This window comes from Pseudosulfitobacter pseudonitzschiae, assembly GCF_002222635.1.
Lineage (GTDB): Bacteria > Pseudomonadota > Alphaproteobacteria > Rhodobacterales > Rhodobacteraceae > Pseudosulfitobacter > Pseudosulfitobacter pseudonitzschiae_A.
In genome coordinates this window covers 362,100-377,287 of record NZ_CP022416.1, presented here as the reverse complement: position 1 = coordinate 377,287, position 15,188 = coordinate 362,100, and the positions used below count along the sequence as shown (strand labels likewise).

Here is a 15,188-nt window from a genome sequence, read left to right as displayed (position 1 = left end):
CCGCTTGGCCTTGCTTTCGGACCCAATCCCCGCTCAGACCGCGTCGCGATCCATCAAATTCAACCTTCGCGGCAGTCACGGCAAGCCAAGCATAACAGGCCGTCGCCTGTGTCTACCTGTGAAGCACCCGTACAAAGATAGGGATTCAGGTTCCGATCCTCGCACAAGCCACCAGACTCAAAATCAGGCCATGGGGGAGGCGTCAGCGCCGCTTTTGGTTTGTGTGAGCTCAAGTCAGGTTGCGACATTTCTAGATCCTAGATTTCTGATTTCTTCAGCGAATGCCTCGGCAGGGGTTCGCCAACCCAAGCACTTTCTTGGCGTTCCGTTGAGGCGGTCACAAATTGCGCTCATGTCGCGACTTGAGAGCGCCGCTATGGGGTGTCACGCGGTAAATATCGTCGGGCGCGCTTGTTCAGGTTCTCGACCGATCCCTTTTGCCAAGGGGCCTGCGGGTCGCAGAACCAGGCACGCGTCCCAATCCCGGCTTCCAGTTTCCGCCATCCTGAGAACTCGATTCCTCGGTCGAAGGTGATTGACTGGCGGGCGGTCTGGGGCAGGGGTTCCATGACGTTCATCAGCCGCTCCATGAAATGCTTTGAACTTCGATCGTTGTTTCTGAACAAAACGGCAAAGCGGGTTTTGCGTTCAATCAAGGATGCAACGTTGGCTTTCCCGTGCGCGCGCCGGAAAATCATCAAATCGCCTTCCCAATCGCCAAATGTTGCGCGGTCTTTGATGTGTTCAGGCCTGTTGTGGATTGACCGCTCCAGCGGGAACATCATGCCACGTGGGGCTCGGGCATAACGGGGTTTCCGCGTTTTGCGGCGTTCTGGAAGGTAACGGGCCAAGTCCTGTGACGGACCATCAGGGCTATAGATATACGCATAGATCGTCTCGTGGCTGACGGATGTTGCACCGGCTACATCATATATATATTTTGTGTCTTATAATCTTGATTATGTAAAATTTCGTTAATGACGACTTGCTTTCACCAAACAACAGACCGATCAGTTCTGATCGAGGATGTGGAGGGTGGATGTCGATCAGCTTTTGTCAGGTGCGCGCTTGTTCTTTTGTCATTGGACAGTCGATTGCACTTGAACAGCGACATCTGGACAAGTCGGATGTTGCCTCTTTTGGGCCATCCGGCTTTCGGCGCGCGAGATCGCCCGATCAAATGTATCCCACGCCGGAAGCGTGCTGTTGATGCTGGGAACGATCGGGTTGCCGATGGACACATCCAGATCCATCGGATCACCGTTGTCAAATTCGGTGTCTTTCTCATCAAGAAGGTTCTGAACCTGAAGCTCGAGATCAATAGCCTGCACACTGGCGTCTTTGCTTTGCACGACCAAGAAACTGCCATTGCCAGCATAGGCAAACATATTGCTCTTGGTTTCGAAAGCGCCGCAAATTGCGTCGGCCACTTCGGTCAGTGCATAGGAAAATTCTTGCGATGACCCCCGCATATGGATTCTCTCGATCTGGTCGATTTTCACCGCCAGAACCTGTGACCCCGCCAAAGCAGCTTTGGACAGCTGTAACAGGTAGTTACCTAAGGCATTGTAAGTGATTAGGCCCGGAAACCCTTCGATCTGCACATTCTCGGACAACGGCTCTTTCTGCGAGTCGGCGGTCAGCGCATCGGATGGCGCCCCCACGCGGGTGGCGTTGATCTCGTTTGCCATTCGTAGTCGGGCACCAAGTTCGGTGATATGAAATGGTTTGGTTGCATAGTCTGTCGCACCGGTCTTGAAGGCCTGATCGACATAGTCCCGTTCAGTCATCGAGGTCAGCATGATAATCGGTGTTTTCCGGTACGCTGGAAGCGCCCGTACAAGGCCGCACAGCTCAATCCCGTCCATCCCTGGCATGCTGATATCCATTAGAAAGCACTGATAGGGTTCCGTATCGCGGTTCACCAGTTCCATGGCGGCCTCGCCTGATGATGCAGTTGTCACGTCATCAAACCCGAGCCGACCGGCAAGGGTGGTGAGCAAGTCAAGAGTTAGCAGGTTGTCATCAACGGCTAGAATTTTCATGGTCACATCAATGCCTTGTTGGTTGGTCTTGCCTCTCGAAAAGTGGCTGTAAACATCGAGAGGGGTTCCGGACTGTAAATTTTCTTAAATCTCGATCGCGTTCATCACAACACCCTGACCACTTAAAATTCGGTTTCTATTCAGAGGCGTAGCTGGAAAGCGTTTGTTGTCCCCTAACCAAGATGGCCCAAACCTGTTTTAGCGGGCTTTTACCTGCACTAAGCTGTTCACATTACCAACTTAGGATCATAGCATACATACTAAACACGAAAAACGCAACTAAAGTATATGTTGTGCCACGCGATCGATGCGCGCCTAGACCTTTGATTTGCAACCATAAAAATGTGATTGCAGCAACAAGGACCGCGAACAACACCTATGGGCTGGTCTCAAGGCGCGTTCATTCAAGCGGACCTGTCAAGCCACCAAAAGTTACTCTGCCTTTTGTAACATGTCGTCCCTCAGCGGAACGACCTGATGTTCAATCATCCGGTGAACCGCGGGCGCTTCTGATCCACGGTGCAACACTCTGATACGGTCGGACAGCTCTGCGTCCGCATTGGTGCGCCGTTCATTGTGGCGTACATATTCGCCCCAAGTCGGTACATGATAACTTTCGCTCCAGTGTTCGGGCTGGTGCAGGTCACGCAACAGCGCCCATTGTTGCGCGCCGTCCCGAATACGCACACGCCGCCGCAGGCTCATCGCGGCCAGAAACTCGGGCACGTCCGCCTGTGCAATTTCGTAGTCAACCATGACCATGACCGGCCCGCTGCGATAGCTCAGATCGAACCGCGTTGACGGCTCTTTGAAACGGTTCAAAGGGTCAAGGTTCAGGCCGCTGAACTCGGGCAGAGGCATTTGCAGACCGATCAGCGCACCGATTACCAACAAGCCAGAGGCCGTCAGCAACGCGTACTCAGACCCTGCCTGTTCGGCCATCGCGCCCCAGATCAGACTGCCCGCTGCCATGCCGCCAAATGTGCCGGTCTGATAGAGGGCGATAACCCGCCCCACGACCCACCGCGGTGTCGAAAGCTGGATTGTCACGTTGAACATCGACAGCGCAAGCACCCAACACGCGCCCGCCAGCATCAAGGCAGCGCCAGATACGATGGGTTGCTTGCTAAGGGCAAGAACAACGCAACTTAGCGCAAAACCGATAAACGCACCTCTGGCGATAGTCTCGTTGGTGAATTGCACACGCAGACTTGCGTTTGTCAGCGCACCGGCAACCGCCCCCATGCCAAAGCACCCCAGCATGACCCCATAAATAAATGCCGTTGCTTCAAGAGTTTCGCGCACAACAACAGGCAACAGAGCAAGCAAGGCAATGGCGGCAAGGCCGAACCAGAATCCGCGCAAAATCACCCGCAGCAGGTTCGGAGACATCGCAACATATCGCAGCCCTGCGGAAAAGGCGCTGCCCATCGGTTCGCGGGGGAGTCGGGTATCGCGTATCGGGGCTTTCCACCGCAGCAACGCAGTCAGAATGGCCACATAGCTTAGCGCATTAACCGCAAAGGCTGCCGCGGCCCCCGCAAGTGCCACAATGGCCCCACCCGCCGCCGGACCGACACTGCGCATCAGGTTGAAGCCCATGCTGTTCAGCGACACGGCCGAAGGCAATTCTTCGCGCGATACAATATCACCCATCGTAGCCTGCCACGACGGGTTGTGCAGCGCGGTGCCACAGCCAATCAGGAACGTGAATGCCAGCAGCAACCACGGCGAAAGCCAGCCTTCGAACGCCATAAAGGTAAGGATCACTGAGACGACAAACATGAACGCCTGCGCGATCAGCATGACGCGCCGCCGGTCGAAATTATCTGCGAAGACCCCCGCAAGAAGCGAGAATATCATGATCGGCAAGGCAACCGATCCCTGCACCAAGGCAACCATATTTTGCGAATCCGACAGGGACGTCATCAACCATGCCGCCCCGACGGCCTGAACAAGTCCCCCGAAGTTCGAGGCCAGCGCAGCAATCCAAAGGGACCGAAACGTTTGGTTGCGGAACAATATCAATGGCGAAATGCGATCTGGCACGGAAGAGGGCCTCTTGTAAGCACCCTGCCTTGGTACGTCTTTGCAGCCACGTCTGTCGAGAGGGGCTGCCCCGAAGTGTTCCGGGAACCACCTGTGCCGGCGGTTCCCGGAACGATTTAAGCAAACATTTGCCTGCCGGTTTCGGATGTCAGGTCATTTGATCCGCGTTTGTCTACCAGCTGTGGCGCAGCTTGGCCTGAATCTCGCGGCCGGGGCTGTAGAAGTCGGCATAGAACCCGCCAAAGGCCACGTGCTTTTCATTCAGCAGGTTGTTAACGTTTATCGCCAACGAGGTCTGCGGGGTCAGGTCATAGGTGACCGCAGCATCGACCACAAAGAAACTGCCTGAATGGCCCGCGACGTTCGCATCGTCATAGAAATAACCGTCATTGAAACGCCCGCCAAGCCCCACCGTCAGGTCGCCGCGTCCGACATTTTCCCAAGTGTGATTGACCCAGACCGACGCGATTTGGTTGGGCACGCGCGCAGGCATATTACCGACGTTGCCATTGGTGCCGTTCTCGACAATCTCGGGGTCAAGATAGCTGTACGAGGCAACAATTTCGAAGGCGCCAAATTCGGATTTTGCTTCCAGATCCAACCCGCGCACCCGAACTTCCCCAATCGGCTCGGGCAGGTTAGTGATCGGGTTTGTCCGTGTGATGTTGGTTTTGGACAGATCATAGACCGCCGCCGTCAAAAAGGTATTGGTCCCCGCAGGACGCCATTTGGCCCCCAGCTCGAACTGCTCGCCGGTTTCCGGCACAACGCCCAGCCCCGCTGGCACCGCCGATTGCGCATAGCTTCCGTACAGCGATACATTGGGATTCAGCTTGTAGGTCAGACCGAACCGCCCTGTTGTCTCGCTGATTTCACCCTGTTGCACGGTGCTTGCCATATTGTCGGTCTGGGTGATGTCAATCCAGTCATGGCGCAGCCCGAACGAGGCGATCACGCGGTCGTTCCAATCCAGATCCTGTTGCAGGAAGACGGCCTTGCCGTCTGTCTCGGTTGCGGAATCAGCATAAAGCGGCACGCTTGCAGGCGCTCCGGAAAAAATCGGGTTGTTCACATCCATCGACGGGGCCGGACCAAAAAAGCGCCTGTTCGTCGCATCCGACTGCGACACCTCGACGCCGAACAGTGTGGTGCTGACCACACCGCCAAACTGCGTGCTATAGGACAGGTGCGCGTCGCCAATGAACGACTGGTCGGTGCTTTCGCTGGCAAAGAATGCGCGGTTGACGGTCGTGCCGCTGGAGCCCGAGACATAGGCATAACCAAAGTCGTCGTAGGCATCGCTGAACCGAATGGTGCTGCCAAAGCTTAGCCCGTTGCCGAAATCATGCCGTGCCTTCACCGTCGCGTTGGTGCGGTCGGTGCCACGATAGTTATAATCCGGCTCGCCAAAGAATGTTTCACTGCGGTCGAAGTCATACCCCACCGGAAATCCACCACTGCCCGGCACGTCGTCGCGGTCAAGATGGTCCAGAATAAAGGTCAGTTCGGTTCGGTCTGTCGGGCGCCAGCTGATGCCGAACATCGCAAAGGTTTCGTCGTTCCGTGAATAGGGATATTCACGCTCGCCCTCGCGCAGCAGTCCGGTAAAGCGGTAGGACAGCGTGCCGTCGGCATTCAACGTATCGCCAAAATCCAGACCGACCTCGGCAGTGCCAAAAGACCCCAACGCGGTATAGGCAGACCCGAACCGCTCGCCGCGCGGTGTCTTGGTGACATAATTCACCGAGCCACCCGGATCAGAGACGCCGAAGGTGGCAGAGTTTGCGCCCTTGAACACCTCGATCCGCTCGAAGGCGAACGGCTCTTCGCGGTTGCCGCCAAAGTTTTTCCCCAACATCAGGCCGTCACGATAGGTATAGGCTTCGAACCCGCGGATCGAGAAGTAATCAAACCGGTCGTCCGCGCCATAGCTGTCGGTGACCGCACCCGCAGTATAGTTCAGCACCTGTTCGATGGACGTTGCATTGCGCTGTTCGATTTCCTTGCTTGTGATGACCGACACCGATGCAGGGATATTCAGGATGTCGCCCTGTATCTTGCCGCCTGCGCTCAGTTCGCTGGCCACCACGGTTTCGGTGTCGTCTCCGCCCGTGGCCTCAAGAACCAGATCGGGCAATTGTACCGCATCCTGAGCCAGCGCCGCACCGGGCAACAGGGCCGTACAGCACAAAAGGATCGATTTGAGGGATCTCAAACGCAGGGGTCTCGGGGCATGGTTCAGGGACGGCACAGTGCTCTCCAGTAGTTGAGTGATTTACTTGGTTAACCCGTTAGCATGCCCCTGCGCGGGCTGCGACTCATAACTTAGTATTTTTGTATACTATTTTGAGAATTGGGATTCCTGCCCGATATCACCGCTTTTGTGTCGCCCGATGGGCACCATCGTCGGAGTGCCTGACACCGGATCGGTGACAATGCGACACTCCAGCCCGAACACTGTTTTAACAGTTGCTTCGGTCAGCACGTCGGCGGGCGCACCTTTGCAGTGGATGGCACCGTTTGCCACGGCGATCAGGTGGTCGGCGTACCGCACAGCAAGGTTCAGATCATGCAGCACCATGACAACGGTGGTGCCGCGCGACAGGTTCATGTCAACCAGCAGGTCCAGCACGTCGATCTGATGCGACACGTCCAGAAAGGTTGTCGGTTCGTCCAGCAACAGCAGGTCGGTTTGCTGAGCCAGCGCCATCGCGATCCACGCGCGTTGCCGTTGCCCGCCCGACAGCGTGTCCAACTCGCGGTCGGCCAGTGCGGTGATGCCCGTGGCCTTTAGTGCGTCGGCCACCGCGCGGTCGTCGGCAACGCCCCAACGCGAGAATAACCCGTGATGTGGATGCCGCCCACGGCCCACCAGATCGGCAACGGTGATGCCTTCGGGGGCGATGGGCGATTGCGGCAACAGCCCCATGATCCGCGCCACGGTGTTCGACGCCATGTCATGTATCACGCGATCATCCAGCAGCACTGCGCCGCCCTTGGGTTTGAGGATACGCGCCAGCGTGCGCAGCAACGTGGATTTGCCGGACGCATTGCCCCCGACAATGGCAGTGATCCGCCCCGCAGGAATTTCCAGCGAGATGTTGTTCAGGATCACCCGCGCGTCGTACCCCGCAGACAGATCCTGTGCGCGCAGGAGGCGTGCAACGGTCATATCGTTCCCCTGTTCCGGTTGGTTCTGACAATGAGAAAAAGCAAAAAGGGCGCTCCGATGGCTCCAGTGACCACGCCGACAGGCAGACGCGCCGGCAGCAGGAATTGCCCCGCATAGTCACCCGCCAGCACCAGAACCGCACCCGTCAGCCCCGCAGCGGGCAAAATGCCACGGGTGCCCCCCGTCAGCCGTGCCGCAATTGGCCCCGACAGAAAGGCCACAAAGGCCACGGGCCCCGCCGCAGAGGTCGCAAAGGCCACCAGCCCGACCGCCGCCAGCGTGACCTTGAACCGCGTGGCATCAGCCCGCACCCCTAACGCCCGCGCGGCGTCGTCGCCCAGCCGCAACAGATCAAGATCGCGCGCAGACAGCGCCAGCAAACCACCGAACACCAACAGCGCGGCAAGCACCGGCCAGATTTGCACCAACTGCGCCCCGTTCACGCTGCCCGTCAGCCAGCGCATCGCTTCGGCGCGATCCCATGCAGGGGCACCAAGCAGGATGTAGGACGTGATGCTGTTCAACATTGCCGAAACACCTATCCCCACAAGGATCAGCCGTGCGCCCGCCGCACCACGCCCCGACGACAGGCCCCAGATCACCGTTGCAATCAACAACCCTGACGCAACCGCAACAACCGAGACCGCCCAACCTTCAAGCGACAGGACGACAATGGCAAACACCGCCGCAGCGCCGGCACCGGCGCTGATGCCGATGATGTCGGGGCTGGCCAGCGGGTTGCGCAGCATCACCTGAAACGCCACACCGCCCAGCCCAAAGCACAGCCCGACCACCAGCGACATCAACGCACGCGGCAACCGCAGATCGTTCACCACAAAATCCGCGCCACCTGCATCCGCCCCCGTCAGCGCCGACAGCACCTGACCGGGTGCAAGACAGCTTTGCCCGCAGGTCAGTGTCAGACCGACCAGAAATGCCACGAGGATCACAAGCACCGACACTGCCAAAAGCGCACGGCAGTTGCCACGATAACGCGCGCGCCGCGCCGCAGCGGGCGAGGAACAGGCAGGCGACAGGGTCACAGGCCACGCATCCTTTGACGGCGGACCGTCCAGATAAAGAACGGTGCCCCGACAAAGGCCGTCACCACGCCCACGTCCAGTTCATTGGGCCGCGCAATCACCCGCCCCAGCACATCGGCGCAGCCCAGCAACACCGCGCCCCCGATCGCGCTGAGCGGCAGCAGGATGCGGTGGTCGATGCCACCGAACATGCGGCAGGCATGGGGCACAACCAGCCCGACAAATCCGATTGGCCCACACAGGGCTGTCGCCGCACCACACAGCAAGATTGCGCCCGCAGCTGATGTGATCCGCCCTGTTGCCACATTCTGCCCCAGCCCTGCGGCCAGTTCTTCGCCCAGTGCCAGCGCATTCAGCACCCGCCCTGCCGCAAGGCTTAGCAACAGCCCGACCGCCAGAAACGGCAGTGCGGGCAGCAGGGTTTCGAAATTTGCACCGCCGACGCCGCCAACCTGCCACGCCTGCACGCTGCCCGAGATGTCGTTGCGTGGTAGCACCAGCGCCACGATAAATGCCGAGGCCGCAATCGAGGTCGCAGTACCTGCCAGGGTCAGCTTGAGCGGTGTCGCCCCGCCCTGTCCCGTTGATCCGATGGCATAGACAAACACGGCAGCACAGCCCGCCCCTGCCACGCCCAACCACAAAAAGGTCACCGCGCCGCTGACGTCGAACCATGCGATGCCCACCACCACAAACAGCGCCGCCCCGGCGTTCACACCCAAAATCCCCGGATCGGCCAACGGGTTGCGCGTGACACCTTGCATCACCGCCCCCGCCACACCCAGCGCACCGCCCGCCAACAAGGCCAGCGCGGTGCGTGGCATCCGCACCGCAACCGCTGCCGCGCCGATGCTATCAACGTGTCCGGTGACACCTGCCCAAATTTCGGGCCACGCTACAGGTCTGGTGCCCACAGCCAGCGATATCCCCGCCGTCAACGCCAACAGCATCAAGGCCAGCGTCACCTTGTATGCGCTATGACGGCGGTCAAAGGTCATTGTGTGTCGCGTGTTGCCGCTTGGGACAAAAGCGTCAGATAGTCGTCCAGAACATAGGGGATCGACAGTGGTGTGGGGTTTGCAGCCGTTCCCATCGGGTCATTGGCCAGCAACACCACAGCGTTGCGCGCCACTGCCGGAAATCTGGCAATCAGCGGGTTTTTCGCCAGTTCGTCCATGCGCGCCTGATCGCCATAGGTCACCACCACGTCCACATCATCGAACATATCGACACGCTCTGCGCTGACCCGCCCTGAATATTTGCCCGCTTCGCTGGCCTCTTTCACCGCTTGCGGCGTGGACATGCCAAGGTCTTCCAGAAATTGCACGCGTTGGTCAGCAGCGGCGTAAAAGCCGATGGTGCTGAGATCGCGCAGGTCCAGATGGGTGACGAACATGCCGCGCTTGCCACTCAGTTCGGGGTGTTTCGCCACGGCGGTTGCAATCTGCGCCTCAAGATCGGCAACCAGTGCGTCGCCTTCGGTTGCCATGCCGATGCCCGCCGCGTTCTGGTGGATCATCTCGCGCCATGTCGTTGTCCACGCCGCTTCGGGATAGGCGATGACCGGCGCGATACGGCTGAGGGTGTCATAATCGGCGCGGGTGATGCCGGAATAGGCCGCAAGGATCACATCGGGATTGGTTTCCGCAACCGCCTCAAAGTCGATCCCGTCGCCCTCGTCGAACAGGGCCGGCACATCGGCGCCCAGTTCGGACAGCCGCGCACTGACCCACGGCAAAAGCCCGTCGCCATCGTCGTCCCCCCAGTTCGCGCGCGCGAACCCGACCGGAACGATCCCCAGCGCCAGCGGCACTTCATGATTGGCCCAGCCAACAGAGGCGATCCGCACCGGCTTAGCCTTTAGCGTGGTGGTGCCGAATGCGTGTGAAATGGTCGCCGGATACTCTTGTGCAAAAGTGGCCGTGGCCAAAAGGGCGGTAAATGCAATCGCCAGCAAGTGTTTCATGGCGGTTCCTTTTCTGGGTGGGTTGAAGAATGGTCTCGAAGGGTCAGCCCCGTTGCCAATAGGCAGAGATATAGGATTCGTGCCGCCCCACGCCTTGCGTCTCGCGCAGGTGTTGCCGCATTGCGGTGGCGCGGTCCTTTTCGGCAGCAAACCAGACATAGCGGTGGTCGGCCGCGCCCAGATCAACACCGGCCATCGCCGTTTCCAGTGTGTCACCGCGCGCACGGCTGAGCAGGTGCAAATCCATCCCCGCGGGACAGTCGGGCAGCGGATAATCGCAGGTTTCTGCAACCTCGATCAGCGCCGTGCCTGTGGTGGTGCCGGGCATTGCGTCCAAAATGCGGGCGATCGCAGGGATCGCTGTTTCGTCGCCCGCAATCACCAGATGCGGTGCGTCAGGAACCCATCCGCCGCCCGGCCCCATCAGCCCCACCATCGCACCCGGAACCGCCTGTTCCAGCCAGTCGCTGCTGGTGCCGCCCGCATGGCGGAACACGTCGATAACCAGACCGCCGGACACCGGATCAAACGACCGGATTGTATAAACCGCAACATGCAGGGCGCTTTTGTCCGGCCAGCGCACGCGCCCGCGGTCGTTCAGAACGGGCCATTGCGCCCTGCCCCCGCGTTCGGGCAAGGCCAGCCGCAAATGCAACCCCGTGTGCGAAAAGGCACCAAGGTCGTCGCCCATGACAGTCAGTCGCCAGAAATGCACGCCCAGCGGAGCAAGTGACACCACTTTGGCCAACCTGAAATTGGGCGGCATCGTGCCGGTGTCCGGTGCTGCGTCCCACGTCAGACAATCGGCCAGCGTGGGCGCAAAATAGTCGATCTGTGCCGCCACGGTTTCGCGCAGCATAAACAGGTTCGCATCCGTGTCAGAGACGATCGAAATCGCGACTCCTGCATCGGCGCGGGCAAAATTGATCTCTCCAATGTCTGATGTAACCACCAGATGCGTGCGGCTCTGCTGTGCGACGGGCAGTTCCCACAATTTGCAGGCATCCATCACCAGATCAAAGAAAGCGTCACTGTCAGAGGTGGCAAGCCAGCCCTGCCCGTCAGGCCGGACCGTTTTTGTCAGGGTATTTTGCAAGGACATCCGTTGGCTCCACCGTGCGATTCGGTCGCGAACCTAGATCGGAGCGCAGGCCATTACAATCCTGAGTATTTTAGTTGCCTATTATAATTTGCGGAACCCCAGCCGCATATCCATTGCCGGTTTTCAACGGCGATGCAGTATAGGATCGCGGGGTTTTCGTGCACTGACAAGGTGTTGGCAATCAGCAAGCCACCCAAAACGCCCTGCGAGGGAAGGACCCGCAGGGCGCAAGGTTTTGCAGGGGCGGGATGTGGGCCCGACCGTTTCTGCAAAATTACAAGATGCGTTTGCGCAGGTACATCGACACCACCTCGCCCAGAATGACAAAGGCAAGGATTGCCAACAGCACCGTCGACACTTCGGGCCAGTTGAATGTGTCGATGGCCCCTTGCAGGATAATCCCGATCCCGCCCGCACCAACCAGTCCCAGCACCGTGGATTCGCGCAGGTTGATGTCCCAGCGCAGGATCGAGACGGCAAAGAACGTCGGCATGACCTGCGGGACAATGGCGTAAAGCACCACTTTGAACCGTGACGCGCCGCTGGCTTGCAACGCTTCGACGGGGCGCGTGTCGATTTCCTCGATCGCCTCGCCCAGCAGTTTGCCCATGAACCCGACCGACCGGAACATGATCGCCACGATGCCCGCAATGATACCGGGGCCAAAGATGGCGACAAACAGCAGCGCCCAGATGATCGTGTTGACCGACCGCGACGACACCAGAATGAACCGGCCCAGCCACAGGGTGGCAACGTTGGGCGTGGTGTTTTTGGCCGCGATATAGGCGACGGGCAGAGAGATGATGACCGCAAACAGGGTGGCAATCGTGGCGATGTTTACGGTTTCCCACATTGCCCACATGATCGACGGCAGGTTTTGCGGATCAGGCGGCACCATGCGCCCGAACAAATCGGCCATCTGCGCTGGTGAATCCCAGACCCATTCCCAGATTACGTCGATGCTTTGCAGGGCCCACGCAACCACCAGCAGGGTCAACAGCAACACGGCATAGCGTTTGATGCGTTGTTTCGGGGTATAGCGCGACCAGTGGTCCAACGGTGTGGTGCTGCTCATGCCACTTTCTCCCGTATCACGCCGCTGATCGCCTCGGACACCAGAATGACGCCGACGATAACCATCGTGATGGCCAGCGCAAAATCGTAATCATAGCGGCCAAAGGCGTTGGCCAGCGTTGCGCCAATGCCCCCCGCCCCCACCAGACCGACCACTGCAGACGCCCGCAGGTTGCTGTCCAGCTGATAGATGGACAGACCGATCTGGCGCGCCAGAATTTGCGGCGCAATGGCATAGACCAGCGTGCTGAAAAACGGTGCGCCGGCAGCGCGCATCGCCTCGACCTGACCAAAGTCGATTTCCTCGATACGTTCGGCCAACAGCTTGGCGACAAAACCGACGGAATAGACTGTCAGTGTCAGCACTCCGGCAAAGGGGCCGAAGCCGACCGCTTTGACAAAGATGATGGCGACAATGACGGGATGAAAGCTGCGCGCGATGATGATCGTTGCCCGGCCCAGATAATAGACCGGCATCGGCGCGATGTTGCGTGCAGCACAAAAGGCAATGGGGATTGATAGCGCCACACCGGCCACCGTAGCCAGCAGTGCAATTTTAAGGCTTTCCATAAAGCCGTCGATCAGCAGGTCGGCGCGGGCAAAGCTGGGTGGAAAGGCCCCGCTGAAAATCTTGGCGGCGCGGTCCATGCCTGCGACCACGCGCTCCCAGTCGATGGGCAGCGTGGCCATGGTGAACACGACATAGGCCAGTATCGCAATCCACAGCCCGCGCCGCAGCAACGTGTTGCGGATAAAGGGCGGCTTGCGCCACGTGTCGGGGAAATCACTCATGCGGCGGCCCCCTGTGCTTGGCGGTCCTCGGCGGGCACACCGGCGTAGATCTCGTCCATCGCGTCGGCGTCCAGCGCGTCGGGAGTGTCGTCAAAAATGATCCGCCCATAGCGCATGCCAACGATACGGTCGGTGTATTGCTTGGCCTCGGTCACGTTGTGGATGTTGATGACAACCGGCAGTTCCAGCTCGTTCGCCAGATCGCGCAGCAGCGCCATTATCTGTTCCGACGTTTTGGGGTCCAGTGACGCAGTGGGCTCGTCCGCCAGCAAAATTTCCGGCTGTTGCATCAGCGCGCGCACCACGCCGACCCGCTGGCGTTCACCGCCCGACAGTTCATCCGCGCGTTTGTTGGCGTAATGGGCAATCCCGACCCGCTCCATCAGCTCATAGGCGTGGCGGATGTCCGCCTTGGGGTAACGGCGTGTCAGTGCGGCCCATGTGGAGATATAGCCCAGACGCCCCGACTGGACGTTTTCCATCACTGTCAGACGGTCCACCAGATTGAAACTTTGGAACACCATGCCGATGCGACGTCGGGCAAGGCGCAGTTCGGATTTCTTCAGTTTGGTCAGATCGGTGCCGTTCAGCGTGATCGTGCCCGATGTGGGTTCGACCAGACGGTTGATGCACCGCAACAGCGTGCTTTTGCCTGCACCGGACGACCCGATGATTGACACGACCTCTTGGCCGCCAATCTCCAGATCAAGATCCTTCAACACAGGATCGCCGCCGTTGTAGCGTTTGACCAGTTTTTCGATTTTCAGCATTTTGACCTCTCACGGGACTGGGGGACAGGCGCAAAGGGACACGGGCCACGCCTGTGTGGCTGGCCCGTGTCCTGTTTGACGCTTAGTTGGCAGCGAGGCCTTGGGGCGTGTATTCCACGCCATTGCTGGACTGGATTTCACGGATCACAGCCCACTGTTTCTTGTAGGTGATCGGGATGAACTTGCTCACGCCCTGAAACTCTTCACCCAGCTTGGTGCCTTCGAACTGGAAGCTGAAGAAGGCTTGTTTGATCTTTTCGGCCAGTTCGGGGTCCAGATCATGTGCCACGGTGAATGACGTTGTGGGGAACGGATCGCTTTCCCAGATCAGGCGCACGTCTTCGGGTTCGTACAGACCGCGCTCGGCCATACGCTCGACCACCTCAGAGGCCACGGGGGCCGCGTCATAGTCGCCTGCGACCACGCCCAGCATCGACTGGTCATGCGAGCCGGAATAGGTCACTTCGTAATCCGTGTCGGGGATCACGCCCAGACCGGGGAACAAAGCGCGCGGCGCCTGATTGCCCGAATTCGATGTGGGCGATGTATGCGCGATGCGCTTGCCCTTCAGGTCGGCCATTTCCTTGATGTCGGAATCTGCCTGTGTGAACACCTGCAATTTATACCCGAACTGCCCGTCATCCGCGCCCATGATCGCAAACGGCACCGCACCGGCAAGGTTCACGGCAAAGGGTGTGGGACCGGTCGAGAAACCGGCAATGTGCAGACGACCCGACCGCATGGCCTCGACCTCGGCCGAATTGGACTGAACTGCAAAGAATTGTACGTCGCGACCTGTGGCCTCTTCCAGATGGGTGATGAACGGCTCCCAGATGTCGGCGTAAACGGCGGGGTCTTCGACAGGCGTATAAGCAAAGACCAGCGTCGACGGATCGTTCAGTTTGGCCGGATCGGTGGGCGCATCGGCGACCAGATCGCCGTTGGCGTCACAATAGATGACGTCCAGCGCGCCACGCTCGGTGCAGTCTTCCTGCGCAAAGGCAGCGGTGCTGCTCATGGCCACGGCAACGGCGGTTCCCAACAGGGATTTCGTGATATGCATTTTGTTCCTCCCGTAAATACATCTGTCGAACAGCAGGTCAGGGAACAGCCCCTCCGCTGGCCCCGATGTGGTCGACATGGGCAGATGCTAGTCGGCAATGCCCCGCCCTAAC

The 15,188-nt window shown here is 59.2% G+C and carries 12 protein-coding genes and 1 pseudogene; all 13 read right to left on the bottom strand.

Annotation, left to right across the window (positions count from 1 at the left end):
- Nucleotides 1-234: 234 nt before the first annotated feature.
- A pseudogene (locus tag SULPSESMR1_RS19370) lies at nucleotides 235-914 on the bottom strand (IS30 family transposase); the annotation flags it as partial.
- A 165-nt stretch (nucleotides 915-1,079) separates the two neighbouring features.
- Nucleotides 1,080-2,045 carry a response regulator gene (locus SULPSESMR1_RS19365; protein WP_089422705.1) on the bottom strand — a complete coding sequence of 322 codons (966 nt, stop codon included), beginning with the start codon at nucleotides 2,043-2,045 and terminating at the stop codon, nucleotides 1,080-1,082.
- 432 nt (nucleotides 2,046-2,477) lie between these two features.
- Nucleotides 2,478-4,094: an MFS transporter gene (locus tag SULPSESMR1_RS19360; RefSeq protein ID WP_089422704.1), complete on the bottom strand. Its 1,617-nt coding sequence runs from the start codon at nucleotides 4,092-4,094 to the stop codon at nucleotides 2,478-2,480.
- Nucleotides 4,095-4,266: 172 nt separating this feature from the next.
- Complete coding sequence (locus SULPSESMR1_RS19355; RefSeq protein ID WP_250161484.1) at nucleotides 4,267-6,315, bottom strand: TonB-dependent siderophore receptor; 2,049 nt, start codon at nucleotides 6,313-6,315, stop codon at nucleotides 4,267-4,269.
- A 120-nt stretch (nucleotides 6,316-6,435) separates the two neighbouring features.
- A complete protein-coding gene (locus tag SULPSESMR1_RS19350; RefSeq protein WP_089422702.1) occupies nucleotides 6,436-7,266 on the bottom strand; it encodes an ABC transporter ATP-binding protein in 831 nt (276 codons plus the stop codon).
- On the bottom strand, nucleotides 7,263-8,309 hold the full coding sequence (locus SULPSESMR1_RS19345; protein WP_205387978.1) for a FecCD family ABC transporter permease: 1,047 nt from the start codon (nucleotides 8,307-8,309) through the stop codon (nucleotides 7,263-7,265). The genes SULPSESMR1_RS19350 and SULPSESMR1_RS19345 overlap by 4 nt, the downstream gene beginning before the upstream one ends.
- On the bottom strand, nucleotides 8,306-9,307 hold the full coding sequence (locus SULPSESMR1_RS19340) for a FecCD family ABC transporter permease (protein WP_089422701.1): 1,002 nt from the start codon (nucleotides 9,305-9,307) through the stop codon (nucleotides 8,306-8,308). Before SULPSESMR1_RS19340 ends, SULPSESMR1_RS19345 begins: the two co-directional genes overlap by 4 nt.
- A complete protein-coding gene (locus tag SULPSESMR1_RS19335) occupies nucleotides 9,304-10,275 on the bottom strand; it encodes an ABC transporter substrate-binding protein (RefSeq protein ID WP_089422700.1) in 972 nt (323 codons plus the stop codon). The genes SULPSESMR1_RS19340 and SULPSESMR1_RS19335 overlap by 4 nt, the downstream gene beginning before the upstream one ends.
- A 43-nt stretch (nucleotides 10,276-10,318) precedes the next feature.
- Nucleotides 10,319-11,377, bottom strand: a complete 1,059-nt coding sequence (locus SULPSESMR1_RS19330) for a siderophore-interacting protein (protein WP_089422699.1) — start codon at nucleotides 11,375-11,377, stop codon at nucleotides 10,319-10,321.
- A gap of 274 nt (nucleotides 11,378-11,651) precedes the next feature.
- On the bottom strand, nucleotides 11,652-12,452 hold the full coding sequence (gene phnE / locus SULPSESMR1_RS19325; RefSeq protein ID WP_089422698.1) for a phosphonate ABC transporter, permease protein PhnE: 801 nt from the start codon (nucleotides 12,450-12,452) through the stop codon (nucleotides 11,652-11,654).
- A complete protein-coding gene (phnE, locus tag SULPSESMR1_RS19320) occupies nucleotides 12,449-13,243 on the bottom strand; it encodes a phosphonate ABC transporter, permease protein PhnE (protein ID WP_089422697.1) in 795 nt (264 codons plus the stop codon). Before phnE (SULPSESMR1_RS19320) ends, phnE (SULPSESMR1_RS19325) begins: the two co-directional genes overlap by 4 nt.
- A complete protein-coding gene (gene phnC, locus SULPSESMR1_RS19315) occupies nucleotides 13,240-14,013 on the bottom strand; it encodes a phosphonate ABC transporter ATP-binding protein (protein WP_089422696.1) in 774 nt (257 codons plus the stop codon). The genes phnE (SULPSESMR1_RS19320) and phnC overlap by 4 nt, the downstream gene beginning before the upstream one ends.
- An 82-nt stretch (nucleotides 14,014-14,095) precedes the next feature.
- On the bottom strand, nucleotides 14,096-15,031 hold the full coding sequence (gene phnD / locus SULPSESMR1_RS19310) for a phosphate/phosphite/phosphonate ABC transporter substrate-binding protein (RefSeq protein WP_434223021.1): 936 nt from the start codon (nucleotides 15,029-15,031) through the stop codon (nucleotides 14,096-14,098).
- Between the last annotated feature and the right edge of the window lie 157 nt (nucleotides 15,032-15,188).

Excerpts from the sequence above, each read along its gene's own strand:
- SULPSESMR1_RS19350 (WP_089422702.1), bottom strand. The coding sequence starts at position 7,266 with ATGACCGTTGCACGCCTCCTGCGCGCACAGGATCTGTCTGCGGGGTAC.
- SULPSESMR1_RS19365 (WP_089422705.1), bottom strand. The coding sequence starts at position 2,045 with ATGAAAATTCTAGCCGTTGATGACAACCTGCTAACTCTTGACTTGCTC.
- phnC (WP_089422696.1), bottom strand. The coding sequence starts at position 14,013 with ATGCTGAAAATCGAAAAACTGGTCAAACGCTACAACGGCGGCGATCCT.
- SULPSESMR1_RS19335 (WP_089422700.1), bottom strand. The coding sequence starts at position 10,275 with ATGAAACACTTGCTGGCGATTGCATTTACCGCCCTTTTGGCCACGGCC.
- phnD (WP_434223021.1), bottom strand. The coding sequence starts at position 15,031 with ATGAGCAGCACCGCTGCCTTTGCGCAGGAAGACTGCACCGAGCGTGGC.
- SULPSESMR1_RS19340 (WP_089422701.1), bottom strand. The coding sequence starts at position 9,307 with ATGACCTTTGACCGCCGTCATAGCGCATACAAGGTGACGCTGGCCTTG.
- phnE (WP_089422697.1), bottom strand. The coding sequence starts at position 13,243 with ATGAGTGATTTCCCCGACACGTGGCGCAAGCCGCCCTTTATCCGCAAC.
- phnE (WP_089422698.1), bottom strand. The coding sequence starts at position 12,452 with ATGAGCAGCACCACACCGTTGGACCACTGGTCGCGCTATACCCCGAAA.
- SULPSESMR1_RS19330 (WP_089422699.1), bottom strand. The coding sequence starts at position 11,377 with ATGTCCTTGCAAAATACCCTGACAAAAACGGTCCGGCCTGACGGGCAG.